20 protein-coding genes are annotated in these 16,164 nt (G+C 73.4%); 8 read left to right on the top strand and 12 right to left on the bottom strand.

The genetic code is table 11. The features are described from left to right. The coding region (locus tag I4I78_RS18435; protein WP_218612592.1) for a Ku protein at positions 1 to 797 on the bottom strand (797 nt) is incomplete at its 3' end. Positions 798 to 974: 177 nt separating this feature from the next. Here I4I78_RS18435 and I4I78_RS18430 point away from each other — a divergent pair. Then, on the top strand, positions 975 to 1,691 hold the full coding sequence (locus I4I78_RS18430; protein ID WP_218612591.1) for a GAF and ANTAR domain-containing protein: 717 nt from the start codon (positions 975 to 977) through the stop codon (positions 1,689 to 1,691). Positions 1,692 to 1,766: 75 nt separating this feature from the next. Continuing rightward, positions 1,767 to 2,099, top strand: a complete 333-nt coding sequence (locus I4I78_RS18425; RefSeq protein ID WP_218612590.1) for a DUF3140 domain-containing protein — start codon at positions 1,767 to 1,769, stop codon at positions 2,097 to 2,099. A gap of 36 nt (positions 2,100 to 2,135) precedes the next feature. Here I4I78_RS18425 and I4I78_RS18420 read toward each other — a convergent pair whose 3' ends face one another. Further along, the gene (locus I4I78_RS18420; protein ID WP_218612589.1) at positions 2,136 to 2,492 is read right to left on the bottom strand and encodes a hypothetical protein; all 357 of its coding nucleotides are present in this window, start codon (positions 2,490 to 2,492) and stop codon (positions 2,136 to 2,138) included. A gap of 113 nt (positions 2,493 to 2,605) precedes the next feature. Between I4I78_RS18420 and I4I78_RS18415 the strand changes: the two genes are divergently transcribed. Continuing rightward, complete coding sequence (locus tag I4I78_RS18415; RefSeq protein ID WP_218612588.1) at positions 2,606 to 3,217, top strand: flavodoxin family protein; 612 nt, start codon at positions 2,606 to 2,608, stop codon at positions 3,215 to 3,217. 4 nt (positions 3,218 to 3,221) lie between these two features. On the opposite strand, the gene I4I78_RS18410 is transcribed toward I4I78_RS18415, so the two are convergent. Continuing rightward, positions 3,222 to 4,097 (bottom strand): endonuclease/exonuclease/phosphatase family protein, encoded by an 876-nt coding sequence (locus tag I4I78_RS18410; RefSeq protein ID WP_218612587.1) that lies wholly within the window; start codon positions 4,095 to 4,097, stop codon positions 3,222 to 3,224. Positions 4,098 to 4,222: 125 nt separating this feature from the next. Here I4I78_RS18410 and I4I78_RS18405 point away from each other — a divergent pair, with 125 nt between their 5' ends. Beyond that, complete coding sequence (locus I4I78_RS18405; RefSeq protein WP_218612586.1) at positions 4,223 to 4,414, top strand: hypothetical protein; 192 nt, start codon at positions 4,223 to 4,225, stop codon at positions 4,412 to 4,414. On the opposite strand, the gene I4I78_RS18400 is transcribed toward I4I78_RS18405, so the two are convergent. Then, complete coding sequence (locus I4I78_RS18400; protein WP_218612585.1) at positions 4,363 to 5,403, bottom strand: MerR family transcriptional regulator; 1,041 nt, start codon at positions 5,401 to 5,403, stop codon at positions 4,363 to 4,365. The genes I4I78_RS18405 and I4I78_RS18400 overlap by 52 nt on opposite strands. A 114-nt stretch (positions 5,404 to 5,517) precedes the next feature. Between I4I78_RS18400 and I4I78_RS18395 the strand changes: the two genes are divergently transcribed. Continuing rightward, positions 5,518 to 5,814, top strand: coding sequence for a WhiB family transcriptional regulator (locus I4I78_RS18395; protein WP_218612584.1), 297 nt, complete (start codon positions 5,518 to 5,520; stop codon positions 5,812 to 5,814). Positions 5,815 to 6,360: 546 nt separating this feature from the next. Here the strand turns inward: I4I78_RS18395 and I4I78_RS18390 are convergent. Continuing rightward, entirely contained in the window at positions 6,361 to 6,657 is a 297-nt protein-coding gene (locus I4I78_RS18390; RefSeq protein WP_218612583.1) for a WhiB family transcriptional regulator, read from the bottom strand. 355 nt (positions 6,658 to 7,012) lie between these two features. Between I4I78_RS18390 and I4I78_RS18385 the strand changes: the two genes are divergently transcribed. Next, positions 7,013 to 7,561: a Dps family protein gene (locus tag I4I78_RS18385; RefSeq protein WP_218612582.1), complete on the top strand. Its 549-nt coding sequence runs from the start codon at positions 7,013 to 7,015 to the stop codon at positions 7,559 to 7,561. 67 nt (positions 7,562 to 7,628) lie between these two features. Here I4I78_RS18385 and I4I78_RS18380 read toward each other — a convergent pair whose 3' ends face one another. From I4I78_RS18380 to I4I78_RS18370, 3 genes are all read right to left on the bottom strand, one after another. After that, positions 7,629 to 8,621 (bottom strand): DUF5914 domain-containing protein, encoded by a 993-nt coding sequence (locus I4I78_RS18380; protein WP_308252207.1) that lies wholly within the window; start codon positions 8,619 to 8,621, stop codon positions 7,629 to 7,631. A gap of 67 nt (positions 8,622 to 8,688) precedes the next feature. Continuing rightward, a complete protein-coding gene (locus I4I78_RS18375; protein WP_218612581.1) occupies positions 8,689 to 10,254 on the bottom strand; it encodes an FAD-dependent oxidoreductase in 1,566 nt (521 codons plus the stop codon). Further along, on the bottom strand, positions 10,254 to 10,475 hold the full coding sequence (locus I4I78_RS18370; RefSeq protein ID WP_218612580.1) for a hypothetical protein: 222 nt from the start codon (positions 10,473 to 10,475) through the stop codon (positions 10,254 to 10,256). Before I4I78_RS18370 ends, I4I78_RS18375 begins: the two co-directional genes overlap by 1 nt. A gap of 176 nt (positions 10,476 to 10,651) precedes the next feature. Here I4I78_RS18370 and I4I78_RS18365 point away from each other — a divergent pair, with 176 nt between their 5' ends. Next, positions 10,652 to 11,392 carry a GAF and ANTAR domain-containing protein gene (locus tag I4I78_RS18365; RefSeq protein ID WP_218612579.1) on the top strand — a complete coding sequence of 247 codons (741 nt, stop codon included), beginning with the start codon at positions 10,652 to 10,654 and terminating at the stop codon, positions 11,390 to 11,392. A 158-nt stretch (positions 11,393 to 11,550) separates the two neighbouring features. Next, on the top strand, positions 11,551 to 11,874 hold the full coding sequence (locus tag I4I78_RS18360; RefSeq protein WP_218612578.1) for a YrhK family protein: 324 nt from the start codon (positions 11,551 to 11,553) through the stop codon (positions 11,872 to 11,874). A gap of 52 nt (positions 11,875 to 11,926) precedes the next feature. Here I4I78_RS18360 and I4I78_RS18355 read toward each other — a convergent pair whose 3' ends face one another. The 4 genes from I4I78_RS18355 to I4I78_RS18340 form a co-directional block, all read right to left on the bottom strand. Further along, on the bottom strand, positions 11,927 to 12,661 hold the full coding sequence (locus tag I4I78_RS18355) for a GAF and ANTAR domain-containing protein (protein ID WP_218612577.1): 735 nt from the start codon (positions 12,659 to 12,661) through the stop codon (positions 11,927 to 11,929). Positions 12,662 to 12,921: 260 nt separating this feature from the next. Continuing rightward, complete coding sequence (locus I4I78_RS18350; RefSeq protein ID WP_218612576.1) at positions 12,922 to 14,505, bottom strand: FAD-dependent oxidoreductase; 1,584 nt, start codon at positions 14,503 to 14,505, stop codon at positions 12,922 to 12,924. 303 nt (positions 14,506 to 14,808) lie between these two features. Beyond that, entirely contained in the window at positions 14,809 to 15,378 is a 570-nt protein-coding gene (locus I4I78_RS18345) for a class IV adenylate cyclase (protein ID WP_226379950.1), read from the bottom strand. Between the two features lie 31 nt (positions 15,379 to 15,409). After that, the gene (locus I4I78_RS18340; RefSeq protein ID WP_308252206.1) at positions 15,410 to 15,883 is read right to left on the bottom strand and encodes a hypothetical protein; all 474 of its coding nucleotides are present in this window, start codon (positions 15,881 to 15,883) and stop codon (positions 15,410 to 15,412) included. Positions 15,884 to 16,164: the final 281 nt, after the last annotated feature.

Here is a 16,164-nt window from a genome sequence, read left to right as displayed (position 1 = left end):
GCCGACTTTCCGTCGCGGGCGGCGTCGACGCTGCGCTGCAGGGCGTCCAGCAGGCCCGACATCTCGGTCGGCTCGGGAGGCTCGGACTCGGTCACCACCTCGCGGCCCCGGCGCTTGTCCTCGATCAGCTGCTCGACCCGCTCGCGGTAGGAGTCGTGGTACTGCTCGGGCTGCCACGGCCCGCTCATCGACTCGATCAGCCGGGTCGCCATGTCGAGCTCCCGGTCGTCGCGCCCGCCCTTACGTCGCGCGGGCAGGTTCTCCAGCTCGGCACGGGGGTCGCGCACCTCGTCGGCGAAGTACAGCGTCTCCATCGCCAGCACGTCCCGGTCCGGGCGGATCGCGGCCAGGTACTGCTTGTTGCGCATCACGAACGAGCCGATCGCCGCGCGGTTCGTGTCGGTCATGGCCTGCAGCAGAAGCCCGTAGGGCCCGGCGTCCCCGTCCCGGGTCGGGGCCAGCCAGTAGGTGCGCTGGAAGTAAAGCGGGTCGATCTCGTCGAGGTCGACGAAGTCGGAGATCTCCAGGCTCTGCGACCGCCCCGGGGCGATCGCGTCGAGCTCGTCCGGGTCGACGACGACGTGCTCGCCGTCGCCGATGTCGGCGCCCTTGACGATGTCGCCGTACTCCACCTGCTCGCCCGTGCGCTCGTTCACCCGCTGGTTGCGCACCCGGTCCGAGCTGCCCCGTTGGAACTGGTGGAAGTGCACGGTGTGGTCCTCGGTCGCGGCGAAGACCCCGACCGGGATCGACACCAGGCCGAACGTGATCGCACCCGTCCAGATCGCCCTCGCCACGGTCTTTCCTCCTCGCGCCGTCGTCGGTCGTGCAGGGACTACCCGCCGGGCGGCGGTCCTGCACCTCGGGCGCCGGCGTCACGGCCCCACCGGGGAATGCACCGCTCCGGCGTTTGCCGCGGAGAATGTCGGGTACCCGCGCCCGGACCGGACAGCGTCCCCGACACGGCGGGAGCCATGGAGCCTGATCAGCGCCGCCTGGCCGAGATGTTCGTCGCCCTGGCGGACACGCTGGCCACCGACTACGACGTGCTCGACCTGCTCACCCACCTCGCGCAGGGGTGTGTGGAGCTGCTCGGGGTCGATGCGGCCGGTGTGCTGCTGGCCGACGACGCCGGCCGGCTGCAGGTCGCGGCGGCCTCGAACGAGACCGCCAGGCTGCTCGAGCTGTTCCAGCTCCAGACCGACGACGGTCCGTGCCCGGAGGCCTTCCGGACCGCCCGCACGGTCGAGAGCCCGGACCTCGACCTCGACGCGGACCGGTGGCCCGAGCTGGTCCGGCACGCCCGCCACAACGGCTACCGCGCGGTGCACGCCCAACCGCTGCGGCTACGGGAACAGACCGTCGGTGCATTGAACCTGTTCTCCTGCGGCACCGGCGCCCTGCCGGCCTCCGACGCGCACCTGACCGAGACGCTGGCCGCGGTCGCCACGATCAGCATCCTGCGCGAACGTGCCCTCGCCGGCCGCGACGAGCTCACCCACCAGCTGCAGACCGCACTGGACAGCCGGGTCCTGGTCGAACAGGCCAAGGGCATCCTGGCCGAACGACTACGGGTGGGCCCCGACCAGGCCTTCACCGCGCTGCGCTCGCACGCCCGCAGCCACAACCGGCGCCTGAGCGAGGTGGCAGCCGCGGTCGTCGCGGGAGAGCTGGACCCGGCCGCCCCCTGAGGGCCACCACCCCCGGCCCGGCGACGCAACGGCTCTCGGCCGGTTGCACGACCGTGTCGGCGGGTACCGCCCGGCATGGCAACCGACGAGAGCACCGTCCGCGACGAGTTCGACGACGCGGTCAACATGACGCCCAAGGAGCTGGAGCGCTGGCTCGACACCGACGAGGCGAAGGCGGTCGGCGACACCGGCGGCAACGGCGAGTCCACCGGGCACCAGATGGGCCGGCGGATCCTCGAGCTGCAGCGCACCAAGGCCGGCGATCTCGGCGACGACGACCTCGCCGCGATGCGCAAGGTCACCGGCTACGTGCACCGCCACCTCGCCCAGCCGCCGAAGAAGCAGGACGTCGAGACGTCGAAGTGGCGCTACTCGCTGATGAACTGGGGCCACGACCCGCTCAAGTAGGGCCTCCAGAGGGGTTGGGCCCCGGCCCGTCCCCGGTCAGCGATGCGTCCCGTGGCCCTGCGGGCCGTCGTGCCACACCGGTGGCCGCTCGTGGTCGCCATCGGTGTCGGCGGGCTCGTCCTGCGGCAGGATCCGGTCGGGCTCGTCACGGGGCCCGAGAACGCTCGGGTCGGTCGGGGCGGGCCCGTCGGTGACCTGGTCGGTGTACGGGCCCGGCGGCCGTCCCTGCCCCTCCCGGTCGGGCTCCCGGGTGGCCTCATGCTCGCCGCCGGCCGCGTCGGCGTGCGGCTCGTCCGCGTCGTGCACGCGGTCGTTGGCCACCGCCAGGTCGTGTACGAGCGCCGCGCGACGGTCCGGCTCCGTCTCGTGCCGGTCCTGTGGCTCGTCCGCCATGGCTGTCCTCCTCCGTCGGGATCCGCGGCGGGTACCCGGTGAGCGGGGGGCGCATGCGGGTGCGGGGCGCCCGACCGGGGATTGCCGCGCGCGGCAGCGGGTAGCCGCCCCCCATGGCCGACGACATTTCTGCTCTCGCCCTGGTGTGCAGCCTCAAGGCGAGCCCCGAGCCGTCCAGCAGCGAGGTGATGGCCCGCCAGGTGCTCGACGCCCTGAGCGCACGCGGCGTGTCCGGGCGGAGCCTGCGGGTGGCGGACCACCAGGTCCTGCCCGGCACCGCCGCCGACATGGGCGAGGGAGACCAGTGGCCCTCGATCCGGGAACAGATCCATGACGCCGACATCCTCGTGTTCGCGACGCCGACGTGGGTCGGTCACATGTCGAGCGTGGCCCAGCGGGTGCTCGAGCGCCTCGACGCCGAGCTGTCCGAGACCGACGCCGAGGGCCGGCCCGGCCTGTTCGGCAAGGTCGCCGTCGTCGCGGTGGTCGGCAACGAGGACGGGGCCCACAAGATCATCGCCGACTCGTTCCAGGCATTGAGCGACATGGGGTTCACGATCCCGGCGAACGGGTCCACCTACTGGAACTCCGAGGCCATGAACCCGCAGGACTTCAAGGACCTCGACGAGACCCCCGAGGCGGTGGCGGCCACCACGGCGACCCTGGGACGCAACGCCGCCCACCTCGCACGGCTGCTCGCCGGCGCGCAGTATCCGGCGTCGTGACCGCCTACGCCAGGAACAGCGGTGAGAAGTCACCGGGCGCACGCGACGGGACGGTGAGGTCGGCGACGACGCCGTAGTGGTCACTCGCCCACGTACCGTCGCGCGGTTCGTCGAACGCGAGGCGGCACGACGCGACGGCGAGGGTCGGGCCGAAGTCGGTGCCGCGGACCATCACGTAGTCGATCCGCCGCGGCCCGACGAGTGGCATGTCCCCGTCGCGGACCAGCGGGTTGTCCGGGGTGAACGTGTGGCCCGGCCCGCCGTCGCCGGCGGCCTCCCACGCGTCGTGGTAGACGACGCTCGTCCCCTCCAGCGACTGCCGGCCGGTCCAGAACCGGACGCTCGCCGAGTCCGGGGCGGCGTCGAGATCCCCGAGGAGGACGACGTGAACGGGCCCGGCACGCTCGCCGACCAGGTCCTCCACGACGCGGGCCGTCCGCACCGCCGCCTGCTCGCGCTCGCGCTCGCGGCCGAGCTGGAACATCGGCTTGTGGTGCACGACGAGCAACGGGCCGATCGACGGCGGTCCGAGCACCTCGGCGACGACGGCACCGCCCCACCCGAACTCGCCCGACCGTCCGCCGACGTCGAGGTCGACCCGGTGCACCGTGCCGAACGGCCACCGGCTCGCGAGCACGGCCGTGGTGCCGTCCTCGGACGCGGTCGGGTGCCGGGCCAGGTGGTATCCGGGTCCGAGCAGGTCAGCGGCCTCGTCGTGGTCCGCGCCGAGGTGGATCTCCTGCAACGCGACGACGTCGGGGCGCAGGTCACGGAGCCCGGCGAGGACGACGCCACGCCGGCGGGGCCAGTCGGCCCAGGCCGGGGCGAGGACGTTCAGCGTGAGCACCCGCAGGCCGGCGGGGTCTGGAGCAGCTGCCATCCGGCGATGCTGCCCGGTGCGACCTCGGTGCGCCACGCATGGGCCGAGCGACGACGGGTAGAGGACGTGCAGGAAGCGACGACGGTGAGCCCGGTCCGGGCGGCGATCAGGAGAGGCGGAGTTCGATGGCGGAGACCGGCGCCCGTCGGGGATACCCGGCGCGCAGCGACGACGGCGACGCGGTGCACCACGCGGACGTCGGGCCGGACGCCCTGGTCGACCCGTCCGGCGGGCGCACGTCGTGCGGGCGACGGGTGATGGAGGTCTACAACGACGGCCGCGACGTCACCTGCCCGCGGTGCGCCGGCGACGCGTGAACTGCCCGGCGGGCCAGGTCGACGGCCTCGACAAGACCGTGCGCGGGGCGCACTCCGCCGGGTAGTGCCCGGGGCCCCCACCCGGGACCGGCCGCGACGACCGCGCCGGAGTGCGGCCGCAGGTCACGGAGCACGTCGAGGTGGGCGGTGCCGGGCACCTGCGCCCACACGAACACCGCCGCCGGGCGGATCTGGTCGGAGGCGTGCAGGAGCGCCGCGGTCGGCACCGAGGGGCCGAGCGTGCGGGCGGCCACGTGCTTCTCGTCCAGGGCCGCGAGCAGTGCGTCCATGGCCAGCGTGTGCAGCTCGCGCTCCCCGCAGGCCAGCAGGACGAGCCCGGCATCCGGTGGTGCCGGTGGCGGGGCCGGGAGCCTGCGCAGGCTGGTGGTGACGGCCCAGACCAGGACGCATTCGGCATCGATCGTCGCGGTCGGGTCCGGGCCCTCGTCCTTCGTCGGTGCGGCGCCGTCGGCGGACCCGGCCCCGAAGGCGGTGCGGGCGAGGGCCGGGCGGCACACCTGGTCCCAGGTCTCGACGACCCCGCGACGGGCGAAGTTGTCCTGCAGAGCACGAACGGCCGCGTCGCCGTCGAGACGTCGAGCCGCGCGGACCAGCGCACCGACCTCGTCGGGTGGGGCGTCGTCGGCGGAGCCCGGCTCCGGCTCCGTGCCCGCCCGCCCGCCGCCGGCCGTGCCGGGGTCGGACTCGGCGCGTGGGTCGGCCCCGCGGTGGCGGTCGCGGGCGATCGAGGCGGCGGTCGCCATCGGCACGCCCTGGCCGTGCAGGCGGCGCATCATGTCCAGCTCGGCGACGTCGACGCTGGAGTAGCGGCGGTACCGACCGGCCTGGTGCCCGGGCGGACCGACCCCGTAGCGGGCCCCCCAGCTGCGCAGCGTCGCCGGCGACACGCCGAGCCGGCGCGCCACCGCGGCCGCGGTCCACACCGGCGCAGACGAGTCTCCCGCCTCACCGCCGGTGTGTCTGGTCATGGGGCCCATGGTCGCCCACCGGCAGCCACACCGCGCGACCCGCCACTCGGGTCGCGCTCATGCCACGGTTGTGCCACGGTTGTCGTGGACGGTACGCACAGTGAGGTGATCGAGATGGCCTATACGGCTCGACTTCCGGCACCGGTGACCGAGGAGTGGGACTGGCAGCGTCAGGCGGCGTGCCGGGGGATGGACGCGGCGGCGTTCTTCCACCCGCCCGGCGAACGCGGCCCGGCGTGGCGCCGGCGTGAGGAGCAGGCGAAGCAGGTCTGCGCCGGCTGCCCGGTGCGACAGGAGTGCCTGCAGCACTCGCTGCAGATCGAGGAGCCCTTCGGGACCTGGGGCGGGGTGGGCGAACGCGAGCGATGGGACATGGTCCTGCACCAGCGCGCCGTGCGACGCACCGGATGACCGGGCGCCGACGGCTCGATCACCCGCCGGGCGACGGACGGATCACGGCTGGTCCTCGACGAGATGCTTGATGGTCGCCAGGGTCGTGTCCAAGGCGCCCTCGACGCCCGGGTCGCCGTCGGCGACCGGGTCGTGTGCAGGGTCACCTGCACCTCGCTGCTCTCCGCCTGCCCGCCGGGTGCCTCGGGGCCGGCGGTGACCTCGAGCGAACCGTGATAGTCGTGGGGCCCTTCCGAGCCCCACTCGATGCGCCGCGCGTTCTCGTCGACGCGGAACCAGGCGTCGCCTTCGACCTCGGTGCCGTCGGGCATCTGCGCGGTCGTGTGGACCTCGTTGCCCTCGCCGGGCGTCGCCGAGGTCATCCGGGAGAAGTAGCGGGGCAGGTTCTGCACCGTCGACAGGTAGTCGAACAGCGCCCCCTCGGCAGCATTGACGGTGGTACTCGCTCGGAAATCAGCCATGGCACTCGTTCCGTTCTCGAGATCGCGTGTGGTGGGTGGTGTCGGGCCCGCCCCGGGCGAGCAGGGCCGGTCGTCGTCATGTCCGTCAGGTTGCGACAGGGCGCAGGCCGCGCCGGCGCAGAAGGGCGTTGCGCTCGTCGGTGGTCAGCCCGCCCCACACCCCGTAGGGCTCCCGCACCGCCAACGCGTGGTCGCGGCAGGCTCCGATCACCGGGCAGGCGGCGCAGATCTTCTTGGCGTCCGCGTCGCGGGCGGCCGCGGCCGGACCGCGTTCGTTCGCCGGATGGAAGAAGACATCACTGTCCACGCGGCGGCAGGCCGCGCGCAGCTGCCAGTCCCAGACCTGGGTGACGGGTGTCGGGAGCCGGTGCACGTCGGCCACGGTCACCACCCGCCGTGACGGCGCACGTCCGTGGTCCCGGTGGATGTTGTCGTGCTGGGCATCGGGCTCTCCCCTCGTCTCCGATGCACTGCGGATGCGCGCTGGAGCCGCCACGGGGTTGGAGCGGCTGCCCGGGTGTGGCACAGAGTCCGCCACCGCCGGGCCGGTTCGCGCCTCCCGACCGTGCGGTCGAGGCCCGACGCGAACCCGGGTCAAACCGTGGCACAACCGACGCAACTCGGCAACGCGAGGGGGCGGGCAGACCGCGAGCTCGCTGTGCATGGCCCGCGTCAGGACGGGTACCAGCATCCCGGCACGAGAGCCGTCGCCACGTCACACCGAAGGGAGCCTTCCCATGGCCACCGACAGCATCCGTTACACCGTCCCCGGCCTCAAGCAGGACCAGGCCGGTGAGGTCGTCCGCATCCTTCAGGACCGCCTGCACGCCCTCAACGACCTCGCCCTGACCCTCAAGCACGTGCACTGGAACGTGGTGGGCCCGCACTTCATCGCCGTGCACACCATGCTCGACCCGCAGGTCGACGGTGTGCGCGGCATGGTCGACGAGGTCGCCGAGCGCATCGCCACACTGGGCGGCTCGCCGTCGGGCACCCCCGGCTCGCTGGTGGCCGAGCGCAGCTGGGACGACTACTCCATCGGCCGCGGCGACGCGATCAGGCACCTGGCCGCGCTGGACCTGGTGTACTCGGGTGTGGTCGAGGACCACCGCGGCGCGATCGAGAAGACCGGCGACCTGGACCCGGTGACCGAGGACCTGCTGACCGGTCAGTCCGGCGGTCTCGAGCAGTACCAGTGGTTCGTCCGGGCGCACCTCGAGAGCGCGGACGGGACGCTGAGCCACGCCGACGCCGGCAGCGAGAACTCGGCGGCACGGTCGGTGTGACCCCCTGACCGCGCCGGTCATCGGTGGCGGCGGCCGGGGTGATCGGGCGTCATCCCCAGCGCTGTGTCTAGCGGCGTACGGCGTAGCGCCGTTCGGCGAAGGCGATGTCGTCCCGCCAGAGACGGGCGGCGCCGGCGCGCATCGCCGGGCGCAGCAGGGCCGCGCACCGGGTCGCGCGGCCGAAGCCGGGACGGTCGGAGGTGGCGATCACGGCTTCGGTGACCGTGGTCCGTGCGCGCCCGTCCGGACCGGGCCCGTGCGGGACGGCGTGGGTCTCCACGACGCTCCCCTGCCCTTCGCCGTCGGTGATGCGCATGACGACGGTGCGCCGGTCGGGGCAGAAGAACTCGGCGCGCACCGGTACGCCGAGGCGGGGACCGATCCGGAACGTCGTGTCCACGACGAACCGGTCGGTCTCCTCGGTCGCGCCGGTGACTGGTGGCGCCTCGACGACGGTCAGGCGCGCGAACGAGTACGGGTGGAACCAGGCGCCGTGCCAGGGGTCCAGGCGGTTGGCGACGATGTCGACCGGCTCGCAGACGCCGGTCACGGAGCTCACCGCAGCGATCCGTCGCTGCGGGCCCGGGCGGAGGGGCAGCACCGGCTCGGGCAGCGGGTCCTCCGCGCCCGCCCGGTCGAGGCGCACCCACACCAGGACGCCGTCGTCGAAGCTGGGCAGCGGGCACCAGCCCGGCCCGCCGTCGCGGGTCACGGGCAGGCCGTGCCAACGACACCGTAGGCGGCCGTCCTCGACGTACCCGTCGGCCAGCGGGGCCCCGAGGTGCGGACACGCGCCCGGCCCGGCGGTCACGGTGCCGTCCCGGTCCCGCCAGGCCACGATCTCGGTGCCGGCGATCGTGCGGCTCACCGGGCGCTCGATGCGCAGCTCGGCGCCGGCCGCCAGGACGAACCAGTTGCCGGCCGGGCGCGCGGTCGCCCGCTCGGTGGCTGCGGCGATCAGCGCCGGGTCGGCCTGCCGGTACGTCGGGCGTTGCTCGGCCCACTTCCGCGGGTCAATGCGCTGCAGCGCGAGCGGACGTCGGTGAGCCGTACGTCGCACGATCGTTCCCCCTCGATACGCGTGTGCCACGGCCCGGCGGTGGGCCGGGACCCGGTCCGGCCCTCGCTCAGGCGCGGGGGCGCACGACCGACCCGAGCCCGGGAGGCGTGCCGAGGCCGCGGGTGGCGGGGCCCTCGAGGACTCCGCCGTCGGGCGCGAACCGGGAGGCGTGCAGCGGACAGTCCCAGCTGGTCTCGGCGTCGTTCCACTCCACGATCCCGCCCAGGTGCGGGCAGACGGCGCTGCGTTCGTGCAGCACGCCGCCGACGCGGCAGCGGGCCACCTTGCCCCGCACGGTGGTCTCGACGCGACCCTCACCCTCGGCGGGGTCGTGGGCCGCGGGCAGGTGCGGCCGGGCCCAGCCGGTGGCCAGGTGTCGTGCGACCTGCGCGTTCGCCTGCGCCAGCGTCGTCAACGCCCGGCTGCTGCGGGGCAGGCGGTCGGCGCGCATGCGGCCCAGCCACGGTGTGGTGCGGCCGAGAACGTGGTCGGTGAGCGCGATCGCGGCGGCGCTGCCCCCGCTCATCCCCCACTTGGCGAAGCCGAACGCGACCAACGCACGCGGGGCCTGCGGCGTCGGGCCGATGAACGGCAGCCCGTCCTCGCTCTGGTAGTCCTGCGCCGACCAGCGGTGGGTGACCGCCTCGACGGGCCAGTGCTCCTCGGCCCAGTCGAGCAGGTCGCGTTCGTGGCTAAGCATCGGCGAGGAGGTCCCCACCCGGTGGCCGTTGCCGCCCACGAGGAGCAGCCGGTCGTCGCCGTGGCGCGCGGTGCGGATCGAACGGGTCGGGGAGTCCGCCGACAGATACATCCCGGGCGGGGTGGGCGAGCCGATCCGCAGGGCCAGCGAGTAGGACCGCGAGGGTTCCATCCGCGCGAAGTGCAGGCTCCGGTCGAGGATCGGAATGCCGGTCGCGACCACGACCCACGTCGAACGGACCCGGCCGGTGTCGGTGCGCACCTCGGTCGGCCCGAACCACGACGCGGCCCGTACCCGGGTGCCCTCGTGCACCGAGCTGCCGCCGCCGTGCACCTCGGTGGCGAGGCTGTGCAGGTAGGGCACCGGGTCGAACTGGGCCTGCTCCCCCAGCCCGACCGCCTCGGTGACCGGGAAGGGCAGGCCGACGTCGGTGCCGAGCTCGACCGGCAGGCCTGCGGCGCGCAGAGCCTCGGCCTCCGCGCGCACGGCGCGCGCGCCCGACCCGTCCTTCGCGCTCGTCGAGTAGGTGACCGCGGTGGCGCGCTCGAGCCCGCAGTCGACGTCCGCGGCCCGTTCGAGCAGCCAGCCCATGCCGGCCCGATGGGCGGCGACGTGGTCGCGGACCGCGTCCTCGCCCAGCGACCGGGCCAGGGTCGAGGCCCGTGTCCCCTGCAGCAACGAGATTTTCGCGCTGGTGTGCCCGGTCGCGGCCGCACCGATGTGACGGCCCTCGAGCACGGCCACCGACAGCCCGGCCCGCTTGAGCATCACCGCGGTGGACAGTCCCGTGATGCCTGCCCCGATCACGGTCACGTCCACCCGAGAGTCGCCGTCCAGAGGCGGGTAGGAGCTCTGCGCGGACGAGGCCTCCCGCGCGTCCGGCTCGGGAGCCCACAGGGACGCGGCGCGGGCGGGCAGGGTCGCGGCGGCCATCAGGCGGGCCGCCGCAGCCGCGAGTCCAGCCCGAGCAGGCGGGGCTTTCCCGAGACCCGCCGGGTCAGGCGCAGCGGCACGTCCCGCGTGCCGCCGGGCCGACCCACCGCGCCGAGATCGACGGCCGACTCGAGCCCTACGGACGAGTCGCGCCGTGCGGACGACCCGGGACTCGCCGTCGTGGCGGCGTCGAGCGACCGAAGCTGTCGGTGTTGAGCCATTGTGGATCCTCTGGGTTGCACATCGTCGATGCGGAGGTCGTGCGCTGGAGTGCACTACCCGCGCCGGCGCGGCCTACTCACCTCCTACGCGGTGTGCCTTCGACGCGGTGTGGTGGTCTTCCCGGTCACCGACCCCCGGGTACGCGCCGCTAGTCGCGCCAGGCGGTACCGAACCCATGCAGCCCGACCAGACCGACGCGCTCGTCGCCTCCCTCCGCAAGGCCGCCCACGACCTGGTGGCCCACCACAGCATGAACGACCTCGAGACGACGCTCGGCCAGATCGTCGTCTCGGCCGTGGACACCGTTCCCGGGGCCGACGCCGGCGGCGTGTCGATGACCGAGGACGGGCACGTCGGATCCCGCGTCCCGACCAACGAGGACATCCGCAAACTCGACCAGATGCAGAGCCAGCTCCACGAGGGCCCCTGCATCACCGCGCTCGCCGACCCACCCGAGGACGGTGTCGTCCACGCGCCGGACCTGGCCGCTGCCCCGGACGCCGACCGATGGCCACACTTCGGCCCCCTGGCGGTGGAACAGGGCTACCGATCCATGCTCTCCACCCAGCTGGGCACCACCGGCGGCATCCGGGCCGCGCTGAACCTCTACTCCCACGAGCCCGACGCCTTCGACGACGCCTCGCGCACCGTCGCCGGCCTGTTCGGGGTCCAGGCCGCAATCCTGATCTACGGCGTCTCCCATGCCGCGCAGCTGCAGCAGGCCATCGGCACCCGCGACGTCATCGGACAGGCCAAGGGCATTCTGATGGAACGCTTCGACGTCGACGACGACCACGCCTTCCAGATGCTGGTGCGTTCCTCGCAGGAGACCAACCTCAAGCTCGTCGACGTCGCCCGCTGGCTCGCCAGTCCCGCCGGCCGCGAGCGCTCCGGCATCCCGCCCACGGCCGGCTGACACACCTGCTCGACGGCCGGTCCGCGCTCGCGCCACATACTCGGTGCGTTAGCGGGTAGTCCCCGGCCGGCCGGTGCCGACCTCTGGTGGCGCCCTACCGACCGGTGCCGCCTCGCCCCGCCGACGGTCGGGCGGAGGCCGACGATGGGAGCAGTCCGATGAGCAACCCGACAAGCACCCCGCACGAGGAGTCCGAGCCCGACGAGGACGGCGACCCGATCACCATCACGCTGGGTCGCGAGGAGCTCGTCGTCCGGCGTCGTTTCGAGGTCTACAGCATCCTCAACGACCTGATGATCGCGATCTGGTTCGCCGTGGGCAGCGTGTTCTTCTTCTTCGAGGCGCTCTACGACCTCGGGATCTGGCTGTTCGTCGTCGGCAGCGTGCAGCTCGGTATCCGGCCCGCGCTACGACTCTCACGACGCGTCCAGCTGCAACGCATCACCCGCGGCACACCGAACGAGGTGGCTCGCGACTTCTGATCCGCGGGCGGCGGGTCAGCCGCGGGTGCGCGCTTCCGAGGACGCGCCGCGGCTACGGTTTCGACGCCTTCGACAGTCTCGCCGCGCCTCGCTCGGTGACCAACCACCGCGCGACGTCGACCAGCTTGACATTCGTGTCCTGCGAGGACCGGACGAGCATCTGGAATGCCTGGTCCCCGTCGACGTCGAAGCGCTCCATCAGGATGCCCTTCGCCTGTCCGATCATGTCCCGGCTACCGAGCGCGGCCCCCAGGTTCGCGGCGTGCTCGGCGCCGTAGAGCAGTAGGGCGGCCTGCACGCCGAACAGGCCGGCCACGGTCCGGGCATGCGAGTCGAACGCGTTCGCCGTGTGGCTGTAGAGGTTCAGGGCCGCGTGCGGGCCGCCGTTCGCCGACAGCTGCGTGGAACAGATCGCACGGTAACCGTAGATCTCGGCCTGCGTGGCGAACCGTGGCCACCGGTCGGCGTCGGCGCCGGACAGGTCGTCGACGACCACCACGCCGCCCAGCGGCGGGTCGGCGAGGGCCCGCAGGCACGGTCCCTGCCCCAGCTCCACCTGCAGGCTGTCCAGCTTCAGGACCGAGTCGTTGAACGGCGCCCGGGACTCGATCCGCTCCTCCGTGGCCAGTGAGATGCCGGCGGCGTCGGTGTTCGGCACCGTCTGCACCGCGCACTGCACAACCTGGACCAACACGTCGTCGAGACTGTTCAGGCTGCCGGCGTTGATCAGGTTCCGGGCTGCCCCGGCCAACGACGCCACCAGCTCGTCGTGCTGGTTCGGGTGCATGGCCTGCGTGCTCCTCAGAGTCCGAGGGAAGCACGGGCTACACACCTTGAGTCAGGTACGCGCCGAGCAGGACCGAGGCGACATGCACTGCGGTCTACCGCTCCCAGCCGGTTCACCGGAGGTCGAGGACGCACATGAGGTATCGGGACCACCAGGCGGCCGCCGGTGGCGACCAGCCCGTGTCCGGTCAGCAGCCGACTGTCTGACTGCCGTTCGACAGTACAACCCGGCACCGGCATCGACGAGTCCCTGCGACGCCGTCATCCGGATCGGGCTCGCCGGCCCAGCGGGGGCACGTCGGCGAGAAGCCCGCGTTGGGGCACGCCGAGGATCGGTTCGGCCGCGGCGCCGAGCTCGGCCAGGATGTCGTTGGCGGCCAGTACGCCCGACATCGAGGACCGTTCCATCAGGCCGGCGAGGTAGGGCAGCTCGACGAAGTCACCCGCGACGTGCAGACCGCGGCGCTCGGTGCGCACACCCGGGCGGGTGCCGGCCGATCCGGGCGGGAACGACGGTGCGGTCGCCTCCAGCCGGCCGTGGGTGTGCAGGATCGTGGCGTCGGCGGTCTCCGGCCATAGGGTGGCCAGCTCGTCGCGCAGCGCCTGGGCGGCGCTGACGGCGTCGGGTTGCCGGCACGAGTAGGAGTGCAGCTCGACCACCGACCCGCCGGTCTCCCGCGCCCAGCGCGCGCTGGGTTCCTCGAGCCGGGAGTAGACCGCGATCGAGTCGAGGGTCGGTTGGCCGCTGACCGCGCTGAACACCGCCCGGTGCGCGGCGACGTCGCGGTCGAACCAGACCCGGCTCACGGCGAACGGCGGCGCGACCCGCAGCGCGGCGCACCGGCGCGCCAGCTGCGGCGCGGCCGTCGCGGCGGCGGGCGAGGAGCCGATCAGCGACCGCAGCGCCCCGGGGTCCAGGGCGAGGACGAGGTGCCGGGCGCCGAGGCGCTCGACACCGGCCCCGGACCCGGCTCCAGCCCCGGTGACGGTGACCGACCACCCGTCGCCGTCGGGCTCGATCCCGGTGACCCGGCTGCCGGTGCGGACCTGTGCACCGTGTGCGTCGAGGTAGCGCTGCAGTGGGTGCCAGATCGCCGTCGCGTGGTCGGTGCGGGGTGCGTCGAAGCCGATGCCCTCGGGGTTGCCGAGGAAGTAGTAGTGGAACATCGCCACCAGCTCGGCGGCGGAGAGCTCGTCCTGGTTGCAGAAGAACGAGCGGGCGAACGCCTCGAACAGCATGCTGCGGGTGCGCGCACCGAGCCCGAGCCGGCCGAGGAACGTGGCGGCGTCGGTGTGGTCGAGCTCGGCGACCGTGGCGGCGCGGTCGTAGGCGAGCAGAGCCCGCCCGGTGTCCGGGTCGGCCCGGGCGAGCTCACGCGGGTTCAGGCTCTTCGACCGCAGCGCGAGGGCCAGCAGGTTCAACGGGGGCGCGGCGGGCAGACCGGACAGGTCCTCGTCGGGCCAGCTGGCGGAGATGACCGGGTAGCTCGCGACGGGGCGCAGGAACGACAACGCGGGGTCGGCCCGGCGCAGGATCGAGCGCCACGTGTAGTAGTGCCGGAAGAACGCGTGGAAGCCGTGCTCGACGACCTGCTCGCCGTGCTCGGCGACCTGCTCCGGCCAGGCCCCCAACCGTCCGCCGAGGTGGTCTGCGGCTTCGAGCACGGTCACCCGCACGTCGCGTTCGGCCAGGACGGTCGCCGCGGAGACACCGGCGACGCCGCCACCGACGACGATCGCCTCGGCGCCGGGCCCGGGTACGCGGGGCAGCAGCGGGTCGGGCGCGACGAGGCGGCGGGGACGCATCCGGAACGGGGCGGCGCGGCTGGTCAGGGGGTCGGACACGGGTCTTCCTCCTCGGTGACGGTCTCCCGGCGGCGGAGCAGGACGGCGGCGAACGGCACCGTGACGGAACGGCGCCGTGAGGGCTGCGGTCGTCACACACGCCACCTCCACCGTCCGTGGAGGATGCGAGGCCGGGCGCCGTCCGCCGAGCGGGGGTTCACCGCACCTCCGTAGGTTCGGCGGGTGCCCCGCGCGCGTGCGTTCAAACCGTTCTCGGTGCTGGTCGTCGTCGGGTCCGCCCGTGCCTGCGCAGGCACGGGGCACCAGCCGGCGTCGGTCGGACCCGCGCAGCCTGCGCCGTAACTATGGCGACGGGGACCTGTCGGTGTCGTCGGTTCCGGTCGCGACGAGCATCAGGTCGCTGTAGGAGTGCGTGATCAGCAGGCCCGGGTCGATGGCCAGGGCGTCGAGCCAGTGCCGGCACTGCTCGTGCAGCTCGCTGCGGGTGCGGGTGCCGTCTGTGTCGATCGCTTCGATCTCGACGAAGGTCCCGAGCCCGGCGACGGTGTCGAGATGCAGCTTGACGTTGTCGGCCCAGAGGATCTCCCGCTGTTTGTCGACGACGACGAGGACATCGAGTGCGGCGGACAGGGTGGCGTGCAACGAGGCCCCGTCGCTCGGCGCGTGCAGCTGGACCTGGGAGTCCTTGGGGCCGGCGCGGTCCTCGCGCCGGTAGTGGATCAGGTTGGTCTCGAGGTCGCCCAACCGCAGCTTCAGGCGTCCGTGAGCCACGGCGAAGTAGGTGTCGACCTGGTGGTCGCGGCCCTGGCGGGTGGCGCCGAGCTCGCGCATCCGGGCCAGTGCCGCGGCGGGGTCGGGGCAGCGAGCCTTGATCTCGGCGATGGTGACCTGCATGTCGGAAGCCAACCGCATGCCCCCGACAACTGTGCGAGGTCGCCGGCGGTCAGGGTGTCGCGCGGTGGTCCGCGCGGCCCCGGGTGCGCCGACGCTCCTTCGTCCGTGCCTCGTCGAGGTGGGTCCGTCCCCCGGCGAGCCGCTCGGTGGCCTCGCGGGCGATGTCGCGGAAGGCCTGGTAGTAGCCCTCGTCGTACTCCTCGACGATCTGGAACGTCCACCGTCCGGCGAGCACGTTGCGCCCGATCAGCTCGGTCTCGACGGTGTCCGCCAGATCGTGGTGGCCGGCCCGGCGCAGGTGCGCGACCGCGGGGTCGAGCAGGTCGTCGCCGTACCCGGTGAGCTGGTGGAAGGTGTACAGGCTGCCCCGGGCGCGTTCGATCGTCTCCAACGCCTCGGTGAGCTTGTCCAACCCGGCGACCGTGTCCTCGTCCATCTCCGCGGGGACGACGTGCCGCGTCGCCGGCTCGTCGCCGGACGAGAGCTGGCTGGTCTCGGGACCCGTGGGGGTCGGCTCGCTCATCCTCGGTCTCCTCACGGTCACAGCCGGCGGCAGGTCGCGGCGGCGCTCTGGATCTACCCGCTGCCGGTGCCCACCAACCGCGGTCGCCCCTACCGTCGCCGACCATCGGGCCGGGCGCCGCGCTGCCGTCGTCGCGCGGTCAGAGCTGACCGCGGACGCCCGCCTCACGGTGGACCGGCCGCGTGCCCGTGCGAGTGGTGTTCCGACGTCGGCCGGACCGCGTCTCGCTGACCCCGCGTCACCCTTCCCGCGCGCTCCCCTTCGTCCCGCGCCTGCGGCCG

It is taken from the genome of Pseudonocardia sp. KRD291 (assembly GCF_019263595.1).
In the GTDB taxonomy this organism is placed as follows: domain Bacteria; phylum Actinomycetota; class Actinomycetes; order Mycobacteriales; family Pseudonocardiaceae; genus Pseudonocardia.
The sequence above is the reverse complement of the archived record's forward strand: the minus strand, read 5'-3'. Positions and strand labels throughout refer to the sequence as shown.